Annotated in this window: 19 protein-coding genes; 1 reads left to right on the forward strand and 18 read right to left on the reverse strand. The window is 46.6% G+C overall.

Annotated elements, in window-relative coordinates:
• Position 1: 1 nt before the first annotated feature.
• The 17 genes from VD907_05290 to VD907_05370 all read right to left on the reverse strand — a co-directional run bounded on the left by VD907_05290 (position 2) and on the right by VD907_05370 (position 15354).
• Positions 2-622, reverse strand: a complete 621-nt coding sequence (locus VD907_05290) for a hypothetical protein (GenBank protein HYG84261.1) — start codon at positions 620-622, stop codon at positions 2-4.
• On the reverse strand, positions 612-1172 hold the full coding sequence (locus VD907_05295) for a hypothetical protein (GenBank protein HYG84262.1): 561 nt from the start codon (positions 1170-1172) through the stop codon (positions 612-614). Before VD907_05295 ends, VD907_05290 begins: the two co-directional genes overlap by 11 nt.
• A complete protein-coding gene (locus VD907_05300) occupies positions 1166-1912 on the reverse strand; it encodes a type II secretion system protein (GenBank protein HYG84263.1) in 747 nt (248 codons plus the stop codon). The genes VD907_05295 and VD907_05300 overlap by 7 nt, the downstream gene beginning before the upstream one ends.
• Before the next feature lie 33 nt (positions 1913-1945).
• The gene (locus tag VD907_05305; GenBank protein ID HYG84264.1) at positions 1946-2758 is read right to left on the reverse strand and encodes a prepilin peptidase; all 813 of its coding nucleotides are present in this window, start codon (positions 2756-2758) and stop codon (positions 1946-1948) included.
• Between the two features lie 75 nt (positions 2759-2833).
• A complete protein-coding gene (locus VD907_05310) occupies positions 2834-3289 on the reverse strand; it encodes a type II secretion system protein (protein ID HYG84265.1) in 456 nt (151 codons plus the stop codon).
• A gap of 81 nt (positions 3290-3370) precedes the next feature.
• Positions 3371-4582 (reverse strand): type II secretion system F family protein, encoded by a 1212-nt coding sequence (locus tag VD907_05315; protein HYG84266.1) that lies wholly within the window; start codon positions 4580-4582, stop codon positions 3371-3373.
• Between the two features lie 3 nt (positions 4583-4585).
• Complete coding sequence (locus VD907_05320) at positions 4586-5656, reverse strand: type IV pilus twitching motility protein PilT (GenBank protein ID HYG84267.1); 1071 nt, start codon at positions 5654-5656, stop codon at positions 4586-4588.
• A 19-nt stretch (positions 5657-5675) separates the two neighbouring features.
• The gene (locus VD907_05325) at positions 5676-7448 is read right to left on the reverse strand and encodes a GspE/PulE family protein (protein ID HYG84268.1); all 1773 of its coding nucleotides are present in this window, start codon (positions 7446-7448) and stop codon (positions 5676-5678) included.
• A 12-nt stretch (positions 7449-7460) separates the two neighbouring features.
• Complete coding sequence (locus VD907_05330) at positions 7461-7703, reverse strand: hypothetical protein (protein HYG84269.1); 243 nt, start codon at positions 7701-7703, stop codon at positions 7461-7463.
• Positions 7700-8395, reverse strand: coding sequence for a hypothetical protein (locus VD907_05335; protein ID HYG84270.1), 696 nt, complete (start codon positions 8393-8395; stop codon positions 7700-7702). The genes VD907_05330 and VD907_05335 overlap by 4 nt, the downstream gene beginning before the upstream one ends.
• Complete coding sequence (locus VD907_05340) at positions 8395-9099, reverse strand: hypothetical protein (GenBank protein ID HYG84271.1); 705 nt, start codon at positions 9097-9099, stop codon at positions 8395-8397. Before VD907_05340 ends, VD907_05335 begins: the two co-directional genes overlap by 1 nt.
• Entirely contained in the window at positions 9096-10145 is a 1050-nt protein-coding gene (gene pilM, locus VD907_05345) for a type IV pilus assembly protein PilM (GenBank protein HYG84272.1), read from the reverse strand. Before pilM ends, VD907_05340 begins: the two co-directional genes overlap by 4 nt.
• Positions 10146-10192: 47 nt before the next feature.
• On the reverse strand, positions 10193-12520 hold the full coding sequence (locus tag VD907_05350; protein ID HYG84273.1) for a hypothetical protein: 2328 nt from the start codon (positions 12518-12520) through the stop codon (positions 10193-10195).
• Position 12521: 1 nt separating this feature from the next.
• Positions 12522-13082 (reverse strand): hypothetical protein, encoded by a 561-nt coding sequence (locus VD907_05355; GenBank protein HYG84274.1) that lies wholly within the window; start codon positions 13080-13082, stop codon positions 12522-12524.
• A gap of 109 nt (positions 13083-13191) precedes the next feature.
• Positions 13192-14190: an ATP-binding protein gene (locus tag VD907_05360; protein ID HYG84275.1), complete on the reverse strand. Its 999-nt coding sequence runs from the start codon at positions 14188-14190 to the stop codon at positions 13192-13194.
• Positions 14187-14855 (reverse strand): response regulator transcription factor, encoded by a 669-nt coding sequence (locus tag VD907_05365; protein ID HYG84276.1) that lies wholly within the window; start codon positions 14853-14855, stop codon positions 14187-14189. Before VD907_05365 ends, VD907_05360 begins: the two co-directional genes overlap by 4 nt.
• 7 nt (positions 14856-14862) lie before the next feature.
• Positions 14863-15354: a phosphatase PAP2 family protein gene (locus VD907_05370; GenBank protein HYG84277.1), complete on the reverse strand. Its 492-nt coding sequence runs from the start codon at positions 15352-15354 to the stop codon at positions 14863-14865.
• A gap of 141 nt (positions 15355-15495) precedes the next feature.
• On the opposite strand from VD907_05370, the gene ychF reads away from it, so the two are divergent.
• The gene (gene ychF, locus VD907_05375) at positions 15496-16572 is read left to right on the forward strand and encodes a redox-regulated ATPase YchF (protein HYG84278.1); all 1077 of its coding nucleotides are present in this window, start codon (positions 15496-15498) and stop codon (positions 16570-16572) included.
• On the opposite strand, the gene VD907_05380 is transcribed toward ychF, so the two are convergent.
• Positions 16573-18285: a serine hydrolase gene (locus tag VD907_05380; GenBank protein ID HYG84279.1), complete on the reverse strand. Its 1713-nt coding sequence runs from the start codon at positions 18283-18285 to the stop codon at positions 16573-16575.
• Positions 18286-18289: the final 4 nt, after the last annotated feature.

Raw genomic sequence — 18289 nt, forward strand, 5'->3', positions numbered from 1 at the left:
TTTATACTCCTTTCGCGCTGGCGGTTATTGTAAAGCGATTAAGAGCACAGAACTCCTTGCCTTCCCCACTGGTACATGCACTACGTTCATCGTTAAGCAGCTCGGGGTCATTAGTGCCAATTGTAAAGCGGAAGGTGTATAGGTAGTAGCCATTCTGAGACGGGGGTGATCCCATTTCAGCGTCTTGAATACGCAGATTTGTCGTATCTCCGCCGAGTAGTTCCACCGCGCTGTCTTTCGGCACGACAGGTCGTGCGGTTGTTGTGCACATTGCTCGAGTGGCATCGCTGACTTTTGCAAAACCAACTGTTGAACCGTCGTCATATTTGTACGGATCTTGATCACCGATGCTCCAAACATAGCTATAAGCCCCCAAACATAGTCGTCCCTCCGCTACGGTTGAACTGTCGATGGGTGGCTGCGCTGTCTTAAGCGAACGCTGCAATTCAGCGCCAATTGTCCGCCCGCTTTGGTTTACTTGCTTAAGCACGAGCCCTTTACTATAGGTGCGCATAATACTAATCGAGCTGATCAGAGCTAAAATAAGCAACGCTGATAAAAAGCTCATCGCAAATAAGAGTTCGACCACAGTAAACCCGGAGAGCTTCTTTTTATGATTCATATAACCTCACGATCGTTCCGATAGTTATATTCGGTCCGCTCGTTGGCGGCTCCCAGCAGGCACGAATATGAAAATCGATATACTTTGGCTTATTCGCGGGAATATTGGGTTGCACAGCCTCTACCCAAATGCCTTGCCCAAGTTCAGCGCCAGCAAATGTTAGGGCCGGGGAATTATAGCTTTGCACGGTAACGTTATTTGTATTAATAAAGAAGGCTTTGTTAGCTTGAATATTAGCCAGTTCACACTCCTTAAAAGCGGTGGCCTGTAGTACCTTTCGAGCGACAATTGCCTCCCACTGGGTTTTGACTACTCCGCTTGGACGGCTAGTTTTTACGTAAGCATCGCGTAGATATCGCAACGATTCTGCTTGCGCATCAATTGCCTGGCGAGCCAATGTGTCTTCAACCGCGATTTGAACGCTGGCAATGCCCTTGTTCATAATCATGAACGAGAGCACAATCACAAAACTTAGAGCGGCTGTTGCAAATAATACTTCAATGATTGTGTCGCCACGCTGTTTTTCTACCTTATTTTGCCAACTTAACATTTGCCTTCTCCTGCTGGTACGTCAAAGCGCGCCTGCACCGCTTCAGGGCCGCCGCCCATAGCGATACTTACAATCGAGGTTGATGATGCAATATCTGCCGATCGAATACACACATTTACAGTAGCTCGCCGATTAGCTCGAGTTACGCCATCTTTTGCGGCCGCGCCGCCACTGGAACTTTGGTATGCATAAGTATAGAGCGCACCGCTTCGGGGCGAACGGAGAAGAAGCAGACGGTTAATTTGTTCGCCGGCATCTTTTCTGGCATTCACAACGCTCGCACCCCAAGGTATATCGAAAGCCTCGGCTTCAATTTCACGTACCAACGTGGGGTTATACTGTTGTAAGAGCTCATCTTCAGCTAAACTAGTATCTTCGGCAGCAGGTGCCCGCCCTACAACGGTATAACTCGTGAGGGTATTGCCGCGAGGAATATCTATAGCCTTGCCGAGCACTAAACAGTCGCTCGTACCACGCGCCTCGCCCGATCCATCATCTGCAGGTACGATAAAATTACTCGCGCTACAGGCTTCTTTACCGGACCGCGCATTTATAACATTCAAAGCCTCGCCGTACTGCCGCTGAAAGAAGCTTTGGGCTGAATTGACACTGTCAGAGTAGCGCTGCCGCTGAATTGTCACGGTAGTCCCGGCAAGAAGCATCACTAATAAAAGTCCTGATATTCCCAAGAAGAGCATCAGTTCGACAATAGTAAAACCGTTTTGTGTTTTTATGTTCATTTTGTTTTGATTATAGCATAAGCTCATTAGCTATCACACGAAACCAAAAGTTAGAGATAAATACCAATCGATGATACTGCCGCCCCACAAAAACGAAATTATAAATCCAACAATCAAGAAGGGGCCAAAGGGAATGCGTGAACTTCGGTGCAGCTTCCTTAAGAGCATTCCCGGAATAACGTACAGGCACCCCAAAAGATTTGCTAAGAATAAGCAAAGAAGAGCGAGAGGCCAACTACTAAGCGCCAGTCCGAGGAAGATACCTAGTTTTACATCACCAAACCCAATCCAACGACCTTTGGAAGCCATAAAGAGCCCTAAGTAGAGGCCAGACAAAATAGCGACAGCCAGAAGAATTTGTAGTACTGCCTCCATCCCTAACCCAGCTTGATATATCGAAAGCGCAGCCATTAGCACGCCGACTGCAATTAACGGAAACGTCACTTTATCTGGTAATAAAAACCAGCGGAGATCGTAAATAAATAAAATTGTGAGCAGCACAATACTTATGAGCCATAGGCCGAAGAATATCCAATCGACAGAGCCCGCTAAGTCGTAGGGCCAGGCCATGTATGATACGGCAAAAACAATAGCAACGGCCAGCTCAACTAACGGATACTGCAGGCTAATCGGCTTGCTACAGTAGCGACACTTGCCTCGCAGCCACAACCAGCTCATAACTGGAATCAGGTCATGCCAAGCAAGTTTATGATGACAATGAACACACTCCGATCGATCGGTGGTCAGATTTTTGTTGTTTTTAATACGCCATACTGCCACATTAACAAAACTACCGAAGCAGAGCCCGAGAAGAGCTAGCCCTCCAATTACCAGTGCGTTTTCCATATCTCTTATGCTAACAGTTTATGGAGTAAATAAAAACTCCTTTTCAGGAGTTTTTATTTACCAAGTAGCACTTAACTAGTTGTTTTGGCAGAAGATAGGACCACCCTCAAGTTTGACGCGAACGGCAACTTTTCTTGAACCACCGCTCTTGACGCTACCGCCTTCACCGCAAACTGAGCCAGGATGGTATGTAATTTCGCCATCAGACGGTTCACTGCTTGCTGCGCCAAGTGTAACAGTATAGTCACCCTTGTTTGGGTCAGCAAATTGTTCATCATTTGTTCTGAGATAGTTGCTGACAAAATTATTTAACTCACTATTATTACTTGGCAGTTTACCCCGATTATCGGTCTGATACTGCGTCAGCTGGCTTATCATGCGGCCAACATCCGACCGCCGCTGTTGATCGCGCTGATTACGCTGCAAGGCAGGTAGCGCAATAAACACCATCAAGAAGATCAGACCAGCGATTGCTAGCACTAACACTACCTCGATAATAGTGAACCCTTTTTGGCTATTTACTTTGTTCATTTTTATGAGCCACCCTTTCTATTCGTTTCATTGTGCTTATGAATATCGTAAATCGAAACCCTAAAATTAGCAAGTTTTTCGCTAGGTCCGGATTGTTTCAACTAGGCCATAAATTGGCAGCAAAATGGCAGCCACCATTAAACCTGCCACGATAGCGAGGACAACCATTAACACGGGCTCGATAGCAGTAGAGATTGATTTTATAGTCGAATCAAGTTCACTTTCATACACCGAGGCAGTTTTGCCCATCATTTCGTCAATACGCCCAGACTGTTCACCAATCTTAAGCATCTGTGGCACAAGCGGTAAGATATAAGCTTCATGTTGCAGTGAGTCAGCCAATCCCTTCCCGCCTTTTACCTTCTCGGATGCACGCAAGATCGAGCGTTCGATAATACTATTATTGACAGCCCGGGCCGCAATACGCAGGGCATCAAGCAGAGGTACGCCAGTCGCCAGCAGTGTTTGTCCGGTGCGCATGAAACGCGCCATGTAAAGTTTACGGAACATTTCGCCAAAAATGGGCAAATTTAATTTGGTGCTGTCTTTAAATGTTTGCCCGTTATCAGTTTCGAGATATTGCTTCAAGAAATAACCTGCTGCAATCAAAATTATCACCGCCACCCACCAAAACTGAATAACAAAATTGGCAGCACCGACGAGAATCGCTGTAATAAATGGCAACTCTTGGCTTAAGTCTTGATAGAGCTTTTCTACTTGCGGCACAATTGTAAACAACATAAAACCAAGCACAAGCATAATGACTACTAACACAATTACCGGATAGACCATTGCACCGCGAATTTTACTGATCATCTCGGCGTCTTTTTCTTGTTGGTCGGCGATTCGCTCCAGGGCTTTATCGAGCGTGCCCGACGTTTCACCTGCAGCAATCAGAGCAATGTAGACTTTATCAAAAACTTCAGGGTGCTTCCCGAAGGCATTCGATAATGAGTTCCCTGCTTCAACGGATGTTAAAATGTCTTGCGCCACCGATTTCAATCGTTTGTTAGATGTTTGATCGACAACAGTAGTCAGGCTTTGCGTTAGAGGCAATCCGGCACTAATTAGGGTCGAAAGCTGGCGCGTAAACACCACTTTGTCTTTGGTGGTTATTCTGTTAGTGAAGCTTGAAAAGAGGCCCTTTTTTTCACTTTGTTCAGTTATATTTATTGGAATGAACCCTTGTTCCATCAACAGCTTTGCCGCCGCTCGCTCTGATTCGGCCTCTACGGTTGCCCGCACATGTTTGCCAGTGCTTTGATCCTTAGCTTCGTAATCAAACTTGAGCATGAGTTAGCCTCTCATCATTCGGTCAAATTCTGTAAGATCAACAGCAAAATTCCGCGCTTCATCATAGCTGACGGCACCACCCTGAACAAGCTCAACCAGTGTTTTATCCATCGATTGCATGCCTTGATCGGCACCGGTTTGGATAACGGCATCGAGCTGATGGCTTTTACCTTCGCGAATAATATTACGGACTGCAGGGGTTGCAACCAGGATTTCTGCCGCCACCGCTCGCCCTCCGCCAATAGCGGGAACTAGTCGTTGTGAACAAATCGCCATTAAGATATTGGCGAGCTGTGCCCGAATTTGCGGCTGCTGATGGGGCGGGAAAACATCTACCATGCGGTCGATAGACTGTGAGGCGCTATTTGTATGAAGAGTTGCAAAGACCAAATGGCCAGTTTCGGCAATAGTAATAGCAGCAGAGATTGTCTCGAGGTCACGCATCTCACCAATTAAGACAACGTCCGGATCTTGCCGCAGACTTGAACGCAGAGCTGCCGAGAAACTAAAGGTATCGTAGTGAACTTCGCGCTGGACTATTACCGACTTCTTTGATTTGTGTGTAAATTCAATGGGGTCTTCAATGGTGATTATGTGCGACGCGCGCTCTGAGTTGATTTTATCAATCAGTGACGCCAGAGTTGTCGATTTACCGGAGCCCGTCGGGCCAGTAATCAGCACCAGTCCGCGAGGGTAGTTAGCAAACGAATTGACTACTGGCGGCATGCCAAGCTCGGCAACACTTTTTATTTCATTAGGTATCAGACGCAAAGCTGCAGCAAGGTTGCCCCGTTCATGAAAAGCATTCACTCGGAAGCGACCAAGATCACCGAAAGCAAAGCTGAAGTCAAACTCTTTATCCTTTAGAAGAATTTGTTGTTGATCCTGATCAAGAATTGCGAAGATCAGCCGTTCGACTTCTTCTTCATTTAAACTCGCATAGCCCGCTACCGGTACGAGCGAACCATCGACACGCAACATCGGCGGCAAACCGACTTGCAAATGAAGGTCTGATGCTCGTTTTCGGATAACTTCTTCGAGAAGGATTTCGATTCTAAGTTCTTGGTTATTCATATGCTTCTTTTATGTTGTTTTAAATACTTGCTGTGACGCGATTAACTTCTTCGAGTGTAGTCAGCCCTTGGAGTACTTTTAGATACCCGTCTTGCCGCATAGTTACCATCCCCTGCTCAACGGCCTTCTTTTCGATTTGTGCACTGGTGGCGCGCTTTGTGATGAGTTCTTGGATTTCGGTTGTCACATCCATGACCTCAAACAACCCCGTTCGCCCAAGGTACCCACCAGGCGTTTTTGATGTATCTTTACCTTTAACTAAAGTATAAGCTTTTTGATGTGCAAGTGGCAAATTTTTATAGCCTAAATCTTCAGATACTTTTGGAATATCCGCATTATTTTTTGGTAGCAGATGGCCGACCGTATCGATAATTTCCCGTGTTTCGAGTGCGGAAGATTGATAGGTGTCTCGATCTGGGGCAACGCTTCTCACGAGCCGCTGGCCAATAATCGTATTGACCGTAGAGGCTATCAGAAACGGCTCAACCCCCATATCAAGCAGACGCGGCAGCACACCAGCGGCAGAATTGGTGTGAAGGGTGCTAAACACTAAGTGGCCGGTTAGCGCCGCTTGTACGGCCAAGTTGGCTGTTTCGCGGTCGCGAATCTCTCCTACCATCACAATGTTTGGATCTTGACGTAAAATTGAACGTAACCCAGAAGCAAAGGTCAAGCCGACCTCTGTATTTACTTGAATTTGATTGACGCCGGGGATTTTATATTCTACAGGATCTTCGAGCGTCACAATATTTACCGTGTCATCTTTAATTTCTTGAATCAGCGCATAGAGCGAAGTAGACTTGCCCGAACCAGTTGGGCCTGAAGTGAGCACCATGCCATTTGGTCGGCGAATACCTTTACGAATTGCCCGTAGCGCGCGGCCAGCATAGCCCATTTCTTCAAGTTTGAAGCTTGAACCAGATTTATCGAGCAAACGAATCACGACTTGCTCGCCCCAGACCACCGGACTAATAGCAATACGAAGGTCAATCTCTTTGCCCGCGACGTGCACCGCAAACTGACCATCCTGCGGAATGCGATGTTCATCAATTTTGAGATTGCTTAAAATCTTAATGCGCGAGACCAGTGCTGGCTCGATTGTCTTAGGGAGTTGCATAATCTCCCGGAGTACACCGTCGATTCTACAACGAATCCGAAGGCTGGTTTCAAGTGGTTCAATATGGACATCTGAGGCTCGGTTGCGAGCAGCGTACTCAAGAATTTTACTTAGAGCCCGACTAATCGGCGAGTCTTGGACGATGGTTTTAATATCACCTTCTTCACGACGTTGGCGAGCAATCTCGTCTTCGTTTTGTACCGCACTGACTGCCGCATCGACACTTGAGAAGTCTGTGCGGTATTGATCCAATACGCCACGTATACCGCTCTCTGAAGCAATGTATACTCTTAGCGGTCGTCCAATCTTGCTTGCGAGATAATCAACAACCTGGACGTTATTGGCGTCAAGCATGGCGATTGCTAATCGGTTTTGCACTTCGCCAATCGGTACCGCCATGAAGCGTTCGGCAATGTCTTTTGGAAGCAGGTCAAGGATCTTAGGGTCAACTTGAACATCAAGCAAGTTGACGTACTGAGCGCCAGTAACATGAGCGACTGCCCGTGTCATTGACTCGTCATCTATGACATCGTTTTTACTAAGTAATGTCATGAGGGGTGTATTGGTTTCGGCTGCTTGTTTCTCATACTTATGCAAATCGTTAACCGAAATAAGCCCCTCGTTAACAAGGAGTTCTTTTAACTTTTCCTGAAGATCATTAGTTAAAAGCGCCAAGGAGTACCTCTTCTATTCGCCAAATGGTTGGCGATTTGATGGATTACCAATATTAATTTCGACCGTCGGGTTGATGCCATCTTTATTAAAAATAGTGCTTTCGGGTGGTGTCACCTCTGTTGTAATAGCTTCAATAGTTTTTACTTTTACGCTTTGTTGCTGTGGTTCGCCAATTACAGCCTTACCGATGAAGAAAGCAACTAGTGCGCTAATTGATGCAATGAGGATAATGATCGCTATATCGTTCTTTCTCATGGTTGTACCGTTTTATCCTTTAGTTCTACCTTCTTAGCTGGCTGGTAAAATGTTTTGGCTTCAACAGATGCGGTTAGGTTACTATCGCTACCTTCAATGGTTATTGAGGATACCTGGATCGGACGAATTGAGCGCTCGAGCGCGAGTAAAGCGTTTCTTATATTGTTGTAATCGCCTGACACAGTGAAGCTGAAGCCTATTTCTTGTGGTTGGTGTGTAGTTTGGCTGATTGATGCGTCTTCTACAACAGTATCCTCTTCTGAAGGTGCGTTTTGCTCTAATGAGGTAACGCTGAGTCGCTCGATACTCCTGACAGTTCCTGCCAGGAAGACACTCTGCAGTGATGAGCCTAAGTTCAAGCTATCGAGTTCCGCTGGGAGCGCGTCGAGTACTACGTTTAAGTTAGAGTCCGTTGGCTTTGCACGAACCGATGCTAAATCGCTGTTTGCGAGGAGGACATTTACTTCTTCTTTTAATTTATCTGCTGCTTGAAGATTTTGAGACAAAGTATGATCGGTGTGTCGTTTTTCATTTAGCACCCGTTCGTTAAAGACCATCTGTTGTAGTAAAAATTGCAATAATACTAACGAGAATGCCACAATAATAGCCGCCACAGCGGTCCATACAAACACGCTGCGATTAGCTGCGGCAATCTGCTGGCGTTTCTTTAGCGCTGTCACCTTTGTTGCCATCAGTTCTCTCCTTCCTCCGCGGTCTGCTCGCCAAACACTTCTTGCCCAACATTAGTAGTTGTCCTAGTCGGAACGGTGACTTTTGCATTGGATACTTTACGATCGAAAGCAGCCTCGGCGTATTCAAGCGTCGCGGTAAAGGTTACTACCCTATTGCCTCCGGCGTCTTCTCCGAGTCCAACCTGTGACATTGTCAGGGTTTTCAGGAATGGCTCTTGTTTGTTCTCGCCATCTTGCTGGTAGCTTAGCTGAGCATTTTTTAAGGTATCTTCAAAAATTGTTACTGCTTTATAGTCGCGTCCGTAGCCATTGATTGTGATAAGTCCTTGCGTCTCATCAGTACTAAGGCGTGTTACGCGGATATTATTGGGGGCAGCCGGGTTTACGACTGGCAAGTAATCAAAGAGTCGTGAATACATGAGTTTGCCATCATGAAGCTCCGGTAGCGCTGCCAGTTGGTTTTGAATAGTAAGCTGTTGGTTTATCCCTTGCTTTTCAGATAGCTCTTTGGCTTTTTGCTCAATAGTGCCGTTAAGAATATTACCAAGCGCCAGTTGCCCGCCATAGACATACAATGCCAGAAGCACCACAGCACCTACCGAGATGATTGACACTAAAATCATGATGGCAATGGTACGGCGCCGCACTTGGTATGCGCGCACAAGTTCTCTTTTGACGTCGGGGAGTAAGTTTAATTCAATCATCCGACTTCCTTTCGCTGCGCAAGGCCCACGACAACACCAAACTGCATGGCCACCGCCTGGAGCTTCTCTTGATCAGTGGCGCTCACTTTTACCCTTTGCCATGGATTTGCAATACTAGCAGATATGTTGGTTTTGGCGGCTAAGTAATCGGCAAAAGCCGGCACCACCGCACCGTATCCCGAAAGCAACATCCCGCCGACTCCAACGTCAGGGTAGCGAGTTTGAAAAAACTTTACTGACTTATTGACTTCAACCGTGAACTGTTCAAGTGTACTTTCAATGGCTCGAACAACTTGCCCCTCAAGCCGATCCGGAGCTAGGCCAAATTTCAGAATAAACTGTTGCGCTTGGTTTTCTTGGACGTTAAGATTCTGTACCGCTGCCTTCACTAATGACTGTAAGCCAGTAGGAATTGATCGAACCAGGCGGGGCGAGTCGTTATAGGTCATGACGAGATCCGTTGATACATCGCCGACATCAATAAGCAGCCGTGCATCGGGTGTTTTAGGCGGTAGCAACGAACGAACCATAGCAATAGAATCGGGTTCAGCAGCAACGACATTTAACCCGAGCCCTTCAATAAGCTCGAGCCGGCTCTCGATGTAATTATTAGCTACGCTTGCAAGCAGCACTTCAATCTTTTGTGGGTCATGCAGAGATTGCCCAAGAATCGCCCAGTCAACCTTTGCTTCGTCGGTCGACATAGGAATGTATTGCTCAGCCTGATACTTAATAGTGCCTTTTAGCTCTTGCTCGGACATATTTGGGATATCAACGACTGTTGTAAAAGATTTATTAGAAGGAATTCCAATTACAACATCCCGGGTTTTAATACCACTTTGCCCGATAGCTGTGGAAATAACCTCCCCTAGTCTTTGTAGAGCTTGGGGAGAATCGCTTGTACTAAGCTTAATATCTACGGGAACATGAGCGTACTTTTGCAGCGTCCAGTTATCGGCTCCGTCACGTGTCAGTTGTACGACACGGATGGCCGTGGTGCCAATGTCGAGTGCAAAGTAATCGCCCACCGATTTTAGTAATGCCATACTGCCTCCATTATACGTAAGCGTTATGCAAAATAGCAAGTCTGTTATTAGTAGCGCGGTGGTAATTCTATCTGATACACCGTTTGTGCTCGTTCGTCTTGGCGAGCACTTTCGTAAGCCCTCAGGAGTGCGTCAGGGCGAAGGTTGAACGTTTCGGCTGCTGTATCACGACCACCATGACCTGCCTCTGCCCCAAAGGTCCGCCGAAGGCTCGTATCTTTAGCGACAACCGGACCATTAAAGTCTAATTTTTCTTTACACACTTCTGTGGTCAAATCCTTCGGGTCAGTACAAGTGAACAACTGCCCTTTGGTAATTATCCAGGCATCAATTCGTTTGACATTTGGTGTAATTCGCACATCACCATCAGCAATAATTATGATGCGCGGAATATCACCCAATATACGGTAAGAGTCTTGAAAACTAATATCGCTGTTAATCGTTACCGTCCTAGCTCGAATGACGATGTCCTTTCGCAATGGGATATTCCCGCTTGTTGAAACAGTAACGTTATTTTCTGAAATGTATCGCCCGTCTGCAGCGCTCGTGAGATTAAGTGTTGGCCCAACAGCCGTACCGCCAGCGGGATTATAGATTGAGATGTAATCAGGAATGCGAACTGGTGCTGAGGTAAAGCCGCCAAAGGTTGGCTTATTGGCAAAGGTTAGTTTATGCAGTTCGGCCGTCAGCCTGTTCTGAGGCGCGCCTCCCGCCAAGCCAGCACCCGAGCTCATCCCCGTAACACTGCCTGTTGCCAAAATACCGTATTCTGCCCAGCTGCCATAGAGCCGACCACCTGCATTACTGGTACTGGTAATAATGTCGGCTGGCGCGCGTGGGTTAGTGTCATCAATAAATTGTCGTCCCACCCAAAGATCACCACCATGCACCTGCAACTTTGGTTTTTTCACTACAACAATACAGGCAGGCTGACTATGTCCCCAGCTCGGGTTATTCACTTGAGTTGGCCAGCTAACAGAGAGGACGAAGCAAATTCGTGTCCCAACTGGCACGTCACCAGTGTCATGCACCAATTGCCCCAAGTCAGTGTTGCCGACTTCAAATACGCGATTCGTACCATCGCGCACAACATCGCAGTTCGTCACGCCGGGACGAGCGTTGTGTGTAGTGCAACCATCGCTGTTATTATTCGGGCTTCTTTGAGTGGCGGAAGAGCCCGGTGAACCTGGCCGCACATCAAAGCGGATTAACTGCCAGCGAGATGGGCGGCTCTGAGTCGGACCGTCATTATCAACCTGGAAATCAACATTAGTACCTCGAGAGCCCTGCTCGACACTAGTCCCTGAATCGCCACCGGTAGAAACTCTTGGAGTTAGCGCGTAGCTGAATGGCACATTGACGCACAATTCTGGCCCCCCTCCAATGCTCGGGTTGTTGTATGCAGCCGGCGAAAAGTATGCCCGACTACAGTAGCGTTCACCACCGGCATTAGCCGGAATTACTGGTGTTTCGTGCCAAATATCACGAATTGTTTGGCCTGAGCCGACGCCAAAGCCTAGCGTGCGCTGATCAACCCGACTCACAACACTCCCAGGGTAGGCGTAGTCGTACCAGGTGTCGATGTTTCGATCTAAGGCTTCTGGTCCTTGGTTAAATATACGGTGATTAAAACGATATCGCTCCCCCGGACGGGCATTGTTCACCCCAGTACCAAGATTACCGCCAAAGTTGCCTGCTCCGTCATCCTTTTGAATGAACCCCGATCCGCCAGCGTGCCATTGCGGTACATAAGGTAATCCGACTGATGCGCCCATGGGGTTGGCACAGGCATGAAGAATTTCATACAACACTCCGCCGTTGCGTCGATCGACTATAAGAATACCTGATTCGCTTTTGTTGTGACGATAAAAGGCTGTATCGTTGTGGTTATTACTATAATAACTGTTTATCGAATGTGTCACGATAGTATTCCAATGAATTATCAGGTGGGGCGAACGTAGCCGTCGGTCAAGGTCAGCAAAATCTGCACCCGAGACATCTCGGCCAACGCTACCGCCGCTTCGGCCTAGCATGGTATGCACAATAAAGGCCACCCCAGTTCGTCGATGTGCACAACCATTGTATTCAGAACGCAAATAATTCATAAACTCATCAACGCTATCGATAAACCGCGGAATGGCATCACCGGCGCGTACATATTGATCTGTTCTTAAGTTACACGGCGCGCCATAACTCGGAAGCACGTTCGTTGCCCCGGCTCGAACATAACCGCCAGTAAAATAGCCGCTGTGCTCTCCTCTGCCAAAGATTGGGAATGCGCCGGCCGACATGCCGCTGCCGATCATAAAAAAGCCAGATCCGACCAATACCAGTAGTAGCCATTGCTTTATACTAAACTTTATACTAAACTTCATACTACTGCGCCAATTCTCTTGCTTTTGTATTGAATTTTTCTAAGTCAGCTTCGTAAAACGGAAGGTCTTTTGCTTCTGTTTTATATCGTTCAGCGGTTGTTTTGTAGTGTTGTGCAGCCGCTATTTTATCACCCTTGGCCTCTGTTGCTTGCGCCATCGCAAGGCTCGTAGAGTAGCTCGGCGCCAAAGCTTCGGCTTGACGCGCGAAATTAACCGCATCGTCGTATTTTTTGCCATTTATAGCCGCGGTGGCCTTATTAACAAGTAACCACGCTTGGAGTTTTTTATCAGAGGTTTTGGCAATCTCTTCGTCGTAAGTTTTATACGCACCAGCAATATTACCAGTCGCTGCTTGACCTTGAGCCTTGTTGGATACTTCATCCACACGTTGCTCGGGCGTCTTTTCTTTAGCGGGTGGTTGATTTTGCTGGCTATTCCTTTGCGATTGCAGATAATAAAACAACCCGCCGGCGCCCGCGGCTAAAACAGCCACGATAACGACCGCTATAATAAAGAGGTGTGATTGTTTCTTAGGTTTTTTCTTTTTTTTGTGATACGCCATAGCATTACTTAATTAAGCATTATCTTTATACAAAGCTTAACTTGGCATCGCAATAAAAGCAAGCGGGACTCGTGGGTGATATAAAGCGACAGGTCTACTGGCACCTGAATTAACTGCGGGCAGCCTTAAGTGTGATTTTCGCAATAAACTTCTTGCTTTGCGCCGATAGCCTTACTGTTCCTTCGTGCTTCTCAATGATAGTTCGAGTAATGGCTAGACCTAAGCCGAAACCACGACTTCTGGCAGTATTTAATCTATAAAATCTTTCAGAAAGACGCTGCAATTCACGGCTGGACGGAGCGTAGTCAGTTTGGTTGCTTATAACAATTTGGACCATAGAATCAAAACTCACACTAACCTTCACTGTACTGCCTGGGGATGCATACTTTATGGCGTTATCCAACAAATTCATGACGGCAATGCTGAATAAATCAGTGTTTAGACTCACGGGTACATCGGAATGGATAGACAGCTCTATTTGTAAGTTTTTAGACTCAAATACAGTTGCCTTATCGTTTACTAACTTTTGAATTAATGATGAGATAGCAACCTTTTCTCTCTTTACTTCTTTTATCTCGTCGAGTTGACCCAGGAGTAAAAGCTGGTCGGTAAGACGGTTTATTTCTAATATTTCGTTTCGACTATTCTCTATCGCCACCCGATACTCTTCTGTTGAGCGAGATTGTCTTAGGGCAAGATCAAGCTCGCCTGTAACTAGTGCGAGCGGTGTACGAAGCTCATGAGCTGCGTTGCTTATAAATTGTCGCTGCCTTTCTTGAGCACGTATTGCCGGCTCTGTATATTTTCGTGCCAAATAATAGGCCACAAAAGGTGCAATTACTGCCGCTATGCCACTAAAAATAAGTATATAGCTGCGCAAGCGGTCGAGCTCTCTATCGATCAATACATCTGCAACACGCCTGACTGCTTCAGGACCATTCTCTAAAGTGTCCGTTTTCACAGTTTCTTGGTACATGCGCGCACCATAGGCTTCTAGAGAAAAATTTACAATAACGTACGTCATCATACCTACAAAAAGAATAACCAGGCACAGTACCGTTATATAAACTATGGTGAGCTTTCCTATGGGCGTATTTGGATTTTTCATGCCTGAAGCAGGTAGCCTTGTCCTTTGATTGTCTTAATCTGTTCTGCATCACCACCGATATTCTTTATTTTTTGGCGGAGATAGCGTATATACGTCTCAACCACATTCGAAAGACCCTCATAGTTCATATCCCACACATGTTCGAGTAGTTCCGTTTTCGACACAACCTGGTTTTGTTTTCTGATTAGATATTGAAGGAGGGTATATTCCTTAGCTGAAAGCCCAAGCGCTTTATCATTGCAGTACACGGTGCGCAGCGCCGCATCAAGACGCAACTGTCCTGCCTCGATAACCACTCGATCCGGCGTTGCACGACGTCGTAATACTGCCCGTATGCGTGCCAGCAATTCATCGAATGTAAATGGCTTAACAAGATAATCATCGGCGCCGCTATCTAGGCCTGCAACACGATCAAAGGTGCTTTCCCGCGCGGTCAACATAATAATCGGCATCTTGTGCAAATTTCGGATTGTTTTGCATACTTCAATTCCATCAATATCGGGCAGTGTTAAATCAAGAACAACGAGATCGTATTCATAAATATCCACTAGATCGAGACTGCTTTGGCCATTCTCGGCGATATCAACTGCATATCCCTCCTCTTTTAGGGCCCGTTTCGTTAACGAAGCTAACCGCACGTTATCTTCTACTAGAAGAACTCTCATACTTCTACTATACCGGATCGGTAGTGCCCAAGTAGACAATTCGCTTAGGAAGTCTTGCTACAATCCAGTGAGCAGCAAATACTGATATCGCCACGATTAAAGCCGATGCGAGAATATCAGTCCATGAATGCACATATGCTAACACTCGGCTGGTGCCAATGGCCGCAGCGCATATCATCATCACTATTCCAAATTTACGAGAGGATAGATACGTTACTCCCGCGATAAGAGAAGCCGCTAACATGTGCGTTGATGGAAAGCCGTTATCTGCTTCGTGATAAAAAATAGGCTCAATGTTGAGCGTGACAAACGGGCGAGGGTTATAGACCAGTTCGCCCGCGATAAAAGCAATTAAAAAACCTAGCCCTACTGCTATCATTCCATGCCAAGCCATTCTAAATTTTCGTTGCTTTGGAAGCACCAGCCAAGCAGCAAGACCAATGAAGGGCAACAAATAAATGAGGTATTCACCTGCAATTGAGATTATTTCTTCGTACATATATTTCTCCTTACGTGATTCAGTATGTCAAAGTTTAGATGAGAACATCGTGAGAATCGTAGATTCGAATAGGATGTCTTGGTGTCGCAGCAACTAATATAAAAGATTAGCTTCTTACCTCTGTTATGATATGATTATCGTATGAGTCTCTCTATTGGCATCGTGGGCCTTCCAAATGTTGGGAAGTCAACCCTGTTTAACGCCTTAACTAATAACAACATTCTTGCGGCTAATTATCCATTTGCTACCATTGAACCCAATACTGGAATTGTACCTGTTCCCGACCCCCGGCTACAAAAATTAGCTGATATGTACAACGCCAAAAAAATCGTCCCCGCTACCGTCACTTTTGTTGATATCGCTGGATTAGTTCGGGGAGCAAGCAAGGGCGAGGGTTTAGGGAATCAGTTCTTAGCGCATATTCGCGAGGTCGATGCAATATGCCAAGTAGTCCGCGCCTTCCATAACGATGATATCGTGCATGTTCACGACCGAATTCATCCACAGGAAGATATCGAGATTATCAATACCGAGCTTATCCTTGCTGACATCCAAACCCTTGAAAAGCGAATTACCAGCCTGGCAAAACAAGCCAAGTCCGATCCAAAAGCGCGCCAAGCTGTTGAAACTATGCAAAAAGCCCTGAATTACTTAAATGAGGGGAAGCTTATTAGCGCCTGTAGCGACATTAACCCTGATGATCTTCGCGGCTTAAGCCTTTTGACTGCCAAGCCGTTCATTTACATTTTTAATATCGATGAGCAAGACCTGAGTAATAATGCAAAACAAGCTGAGCTAGCCGCCCTGGTTGCACCGGCTACCGCGCTGTTTGTAAATGCCCAGCTTGAACATGAACTTCAAGGGCTTAGCCAAGAAGACGCCGCCGAGCTACTGGCGAGTTATGGCCAAGAGCAACCCGGTCTTTTCCAGGTGATCACTACGGCCTACAATATTCTTGGGCTTCAAAGCTATCTGACCGCTGGCGAGAAAGAAGTCCGGGCTTGGACAATTAAGAAAGGCAGCACTGCCCCGCAAGCCGCCGGTGTGATTCATGGTGACTTTGAACGTGGCTTTATTGCGGCGCAGATTGTTGATTATGACGACCTCATAGCGGCAGGTTCAGAGGCTGCCGCGAAAGCTGCTGGCAAGGTGCGGACCGAGGGGCGAGACTATATTATGCAACCAAATGATGTAGTAGAGTTTCGCTTTAATGTTTAGCTAGCGTTGCATAACTGCATCCACGCGGCGAGCTACATCGGCAATTTGCCACCACGATCCGCCATAGGTCATGACAGCCAAAATATATGTCCCTTTTGGTGAATAGACAATGGCGACATCGTGCAGAAAACCTTCTAGAAAGCCGATTTTGTTAGCCACCGGCCAGGACACACCACTTGGGATACCGCTTCTATAAATTTGTTCACGGAATAGCCGCAGCAAGAACTGTCGACTTTGACCAGTGAGCGAGGTTCCTTCCTCGAGACGTTTTAAGAATAAAGCTTCGTCATTAGAAGTTGAGCGCAAATTATTCTGCACTAAATATGTGTTCGTTAACCCTAAACTTCTCATCTGCGCCTCAATTCTGGCCCAACCACCGACCATGTCTTTAAACGTCCAGGAACAGGGGTTGAGTGAATAGCGAATCATCTCGTCAAAACAAGCAATCGTGTCCATGCCACCTCTGATTGGTTGGTGCCATTTAATAAGACCAGCTTCAATTTGCTTCAATACCGAATAAGCGACGAACATTTTATAGGTGCTGGCGGTGGTAAAAATATAATCTCCATTTGCATGAGCCTGACGACGCTTGCCTGCAAGTTCGACAACAGTAATACCGTACTGTCCTTTCTCAGCTACTAAATCTTGCAGTAACAAGCTTAATCCAGCCTGCGAGCCGCTGTAATCGCGAATATATTCAGTGCGTGGCGTCACTCGGCTGATGATTGCCGTAATACTTACTGACCCACCCGGCGCAGTAAGGCTGTTCGATATCGCCGCAGCTGTTTGTGTGATATTGAGCGTTCTCCCCTCTTTGCCCTCGACCCGCCGCTCTGGCTTACCATCGATAATAAATACTTGATGCGCTATAGCGTCTTTATGAATTGTACTATTTAACTGTGCCAGGTACTGCGATAGCTTGGCTTGGTGCACACCTAATTTAATCTGCTTTGTTTGGGGTTCTTCCTGAAACACAAACCAGCTTGCCAGTACTGGCTTAGGTATTACCGTTGGCCGCCCCTCTACTATAATCGTCATTCCCTGCGTAATTTTTTCTCGTGCCTTGGCGACCTGTGGCTCAAACATTGCCCTGTCACGCGTCGGCAGCAATACCTTCGACGGTAAAGCGATTTCTGGCTTTAGTGCCGACTGTCGAATTGCGGCTACTACTTCCGATTCACGACATTCTCGGCCTTTACTGCCTCCTTTTACGGTTATTTCGTCGGCTACAATATGCAGCGAGGCGTCGATGGGCTTTTTATTACATATAGGAAGGAGGGTATTCTTGACAAATTGCTGCAACTTTACCATATCAAGCCGGTAGCGCAGAGTGGCTTCGGGCTGTAAAACATTCTTCAAAAATAATGAAAATGGCAGCAACCGCTCGCCCGGGGTATAGCGAACCGTATCTTGGGTAGTTTCTTTCAGGCGTAACGCAACACCGATGTCCGCCAGACTAACCGCAGCAACTTGCTGGCCTTCTGCTGTAAAAACGACCTTCCGCTGAAATTGGCGCTCTAAGATTCCAGTTATTTCACTGGCTGATTTGCCGCCGACATCAACACCAGAAACCCGCGTAAATGGAAGAGCACGTTCAGTCGGATAAAGAAATTGTCCAAGAATCACCACTCCAAACAACACCCCGGCAATGAATACTGCAGTCTGCCACCAAGGTCGCGTTGAAGCTTTTTTATGTATATTTTTATTTTTCATTTAC

Source organism: Verrucomicrobiia bacterium (genome assembly GCA_035629335.1).
Lineage (GTDB): Bacteria > Patescibacteriota > Saccharimonadia > Saccharimonadales > Saccharimonadaceae > DASUUR01.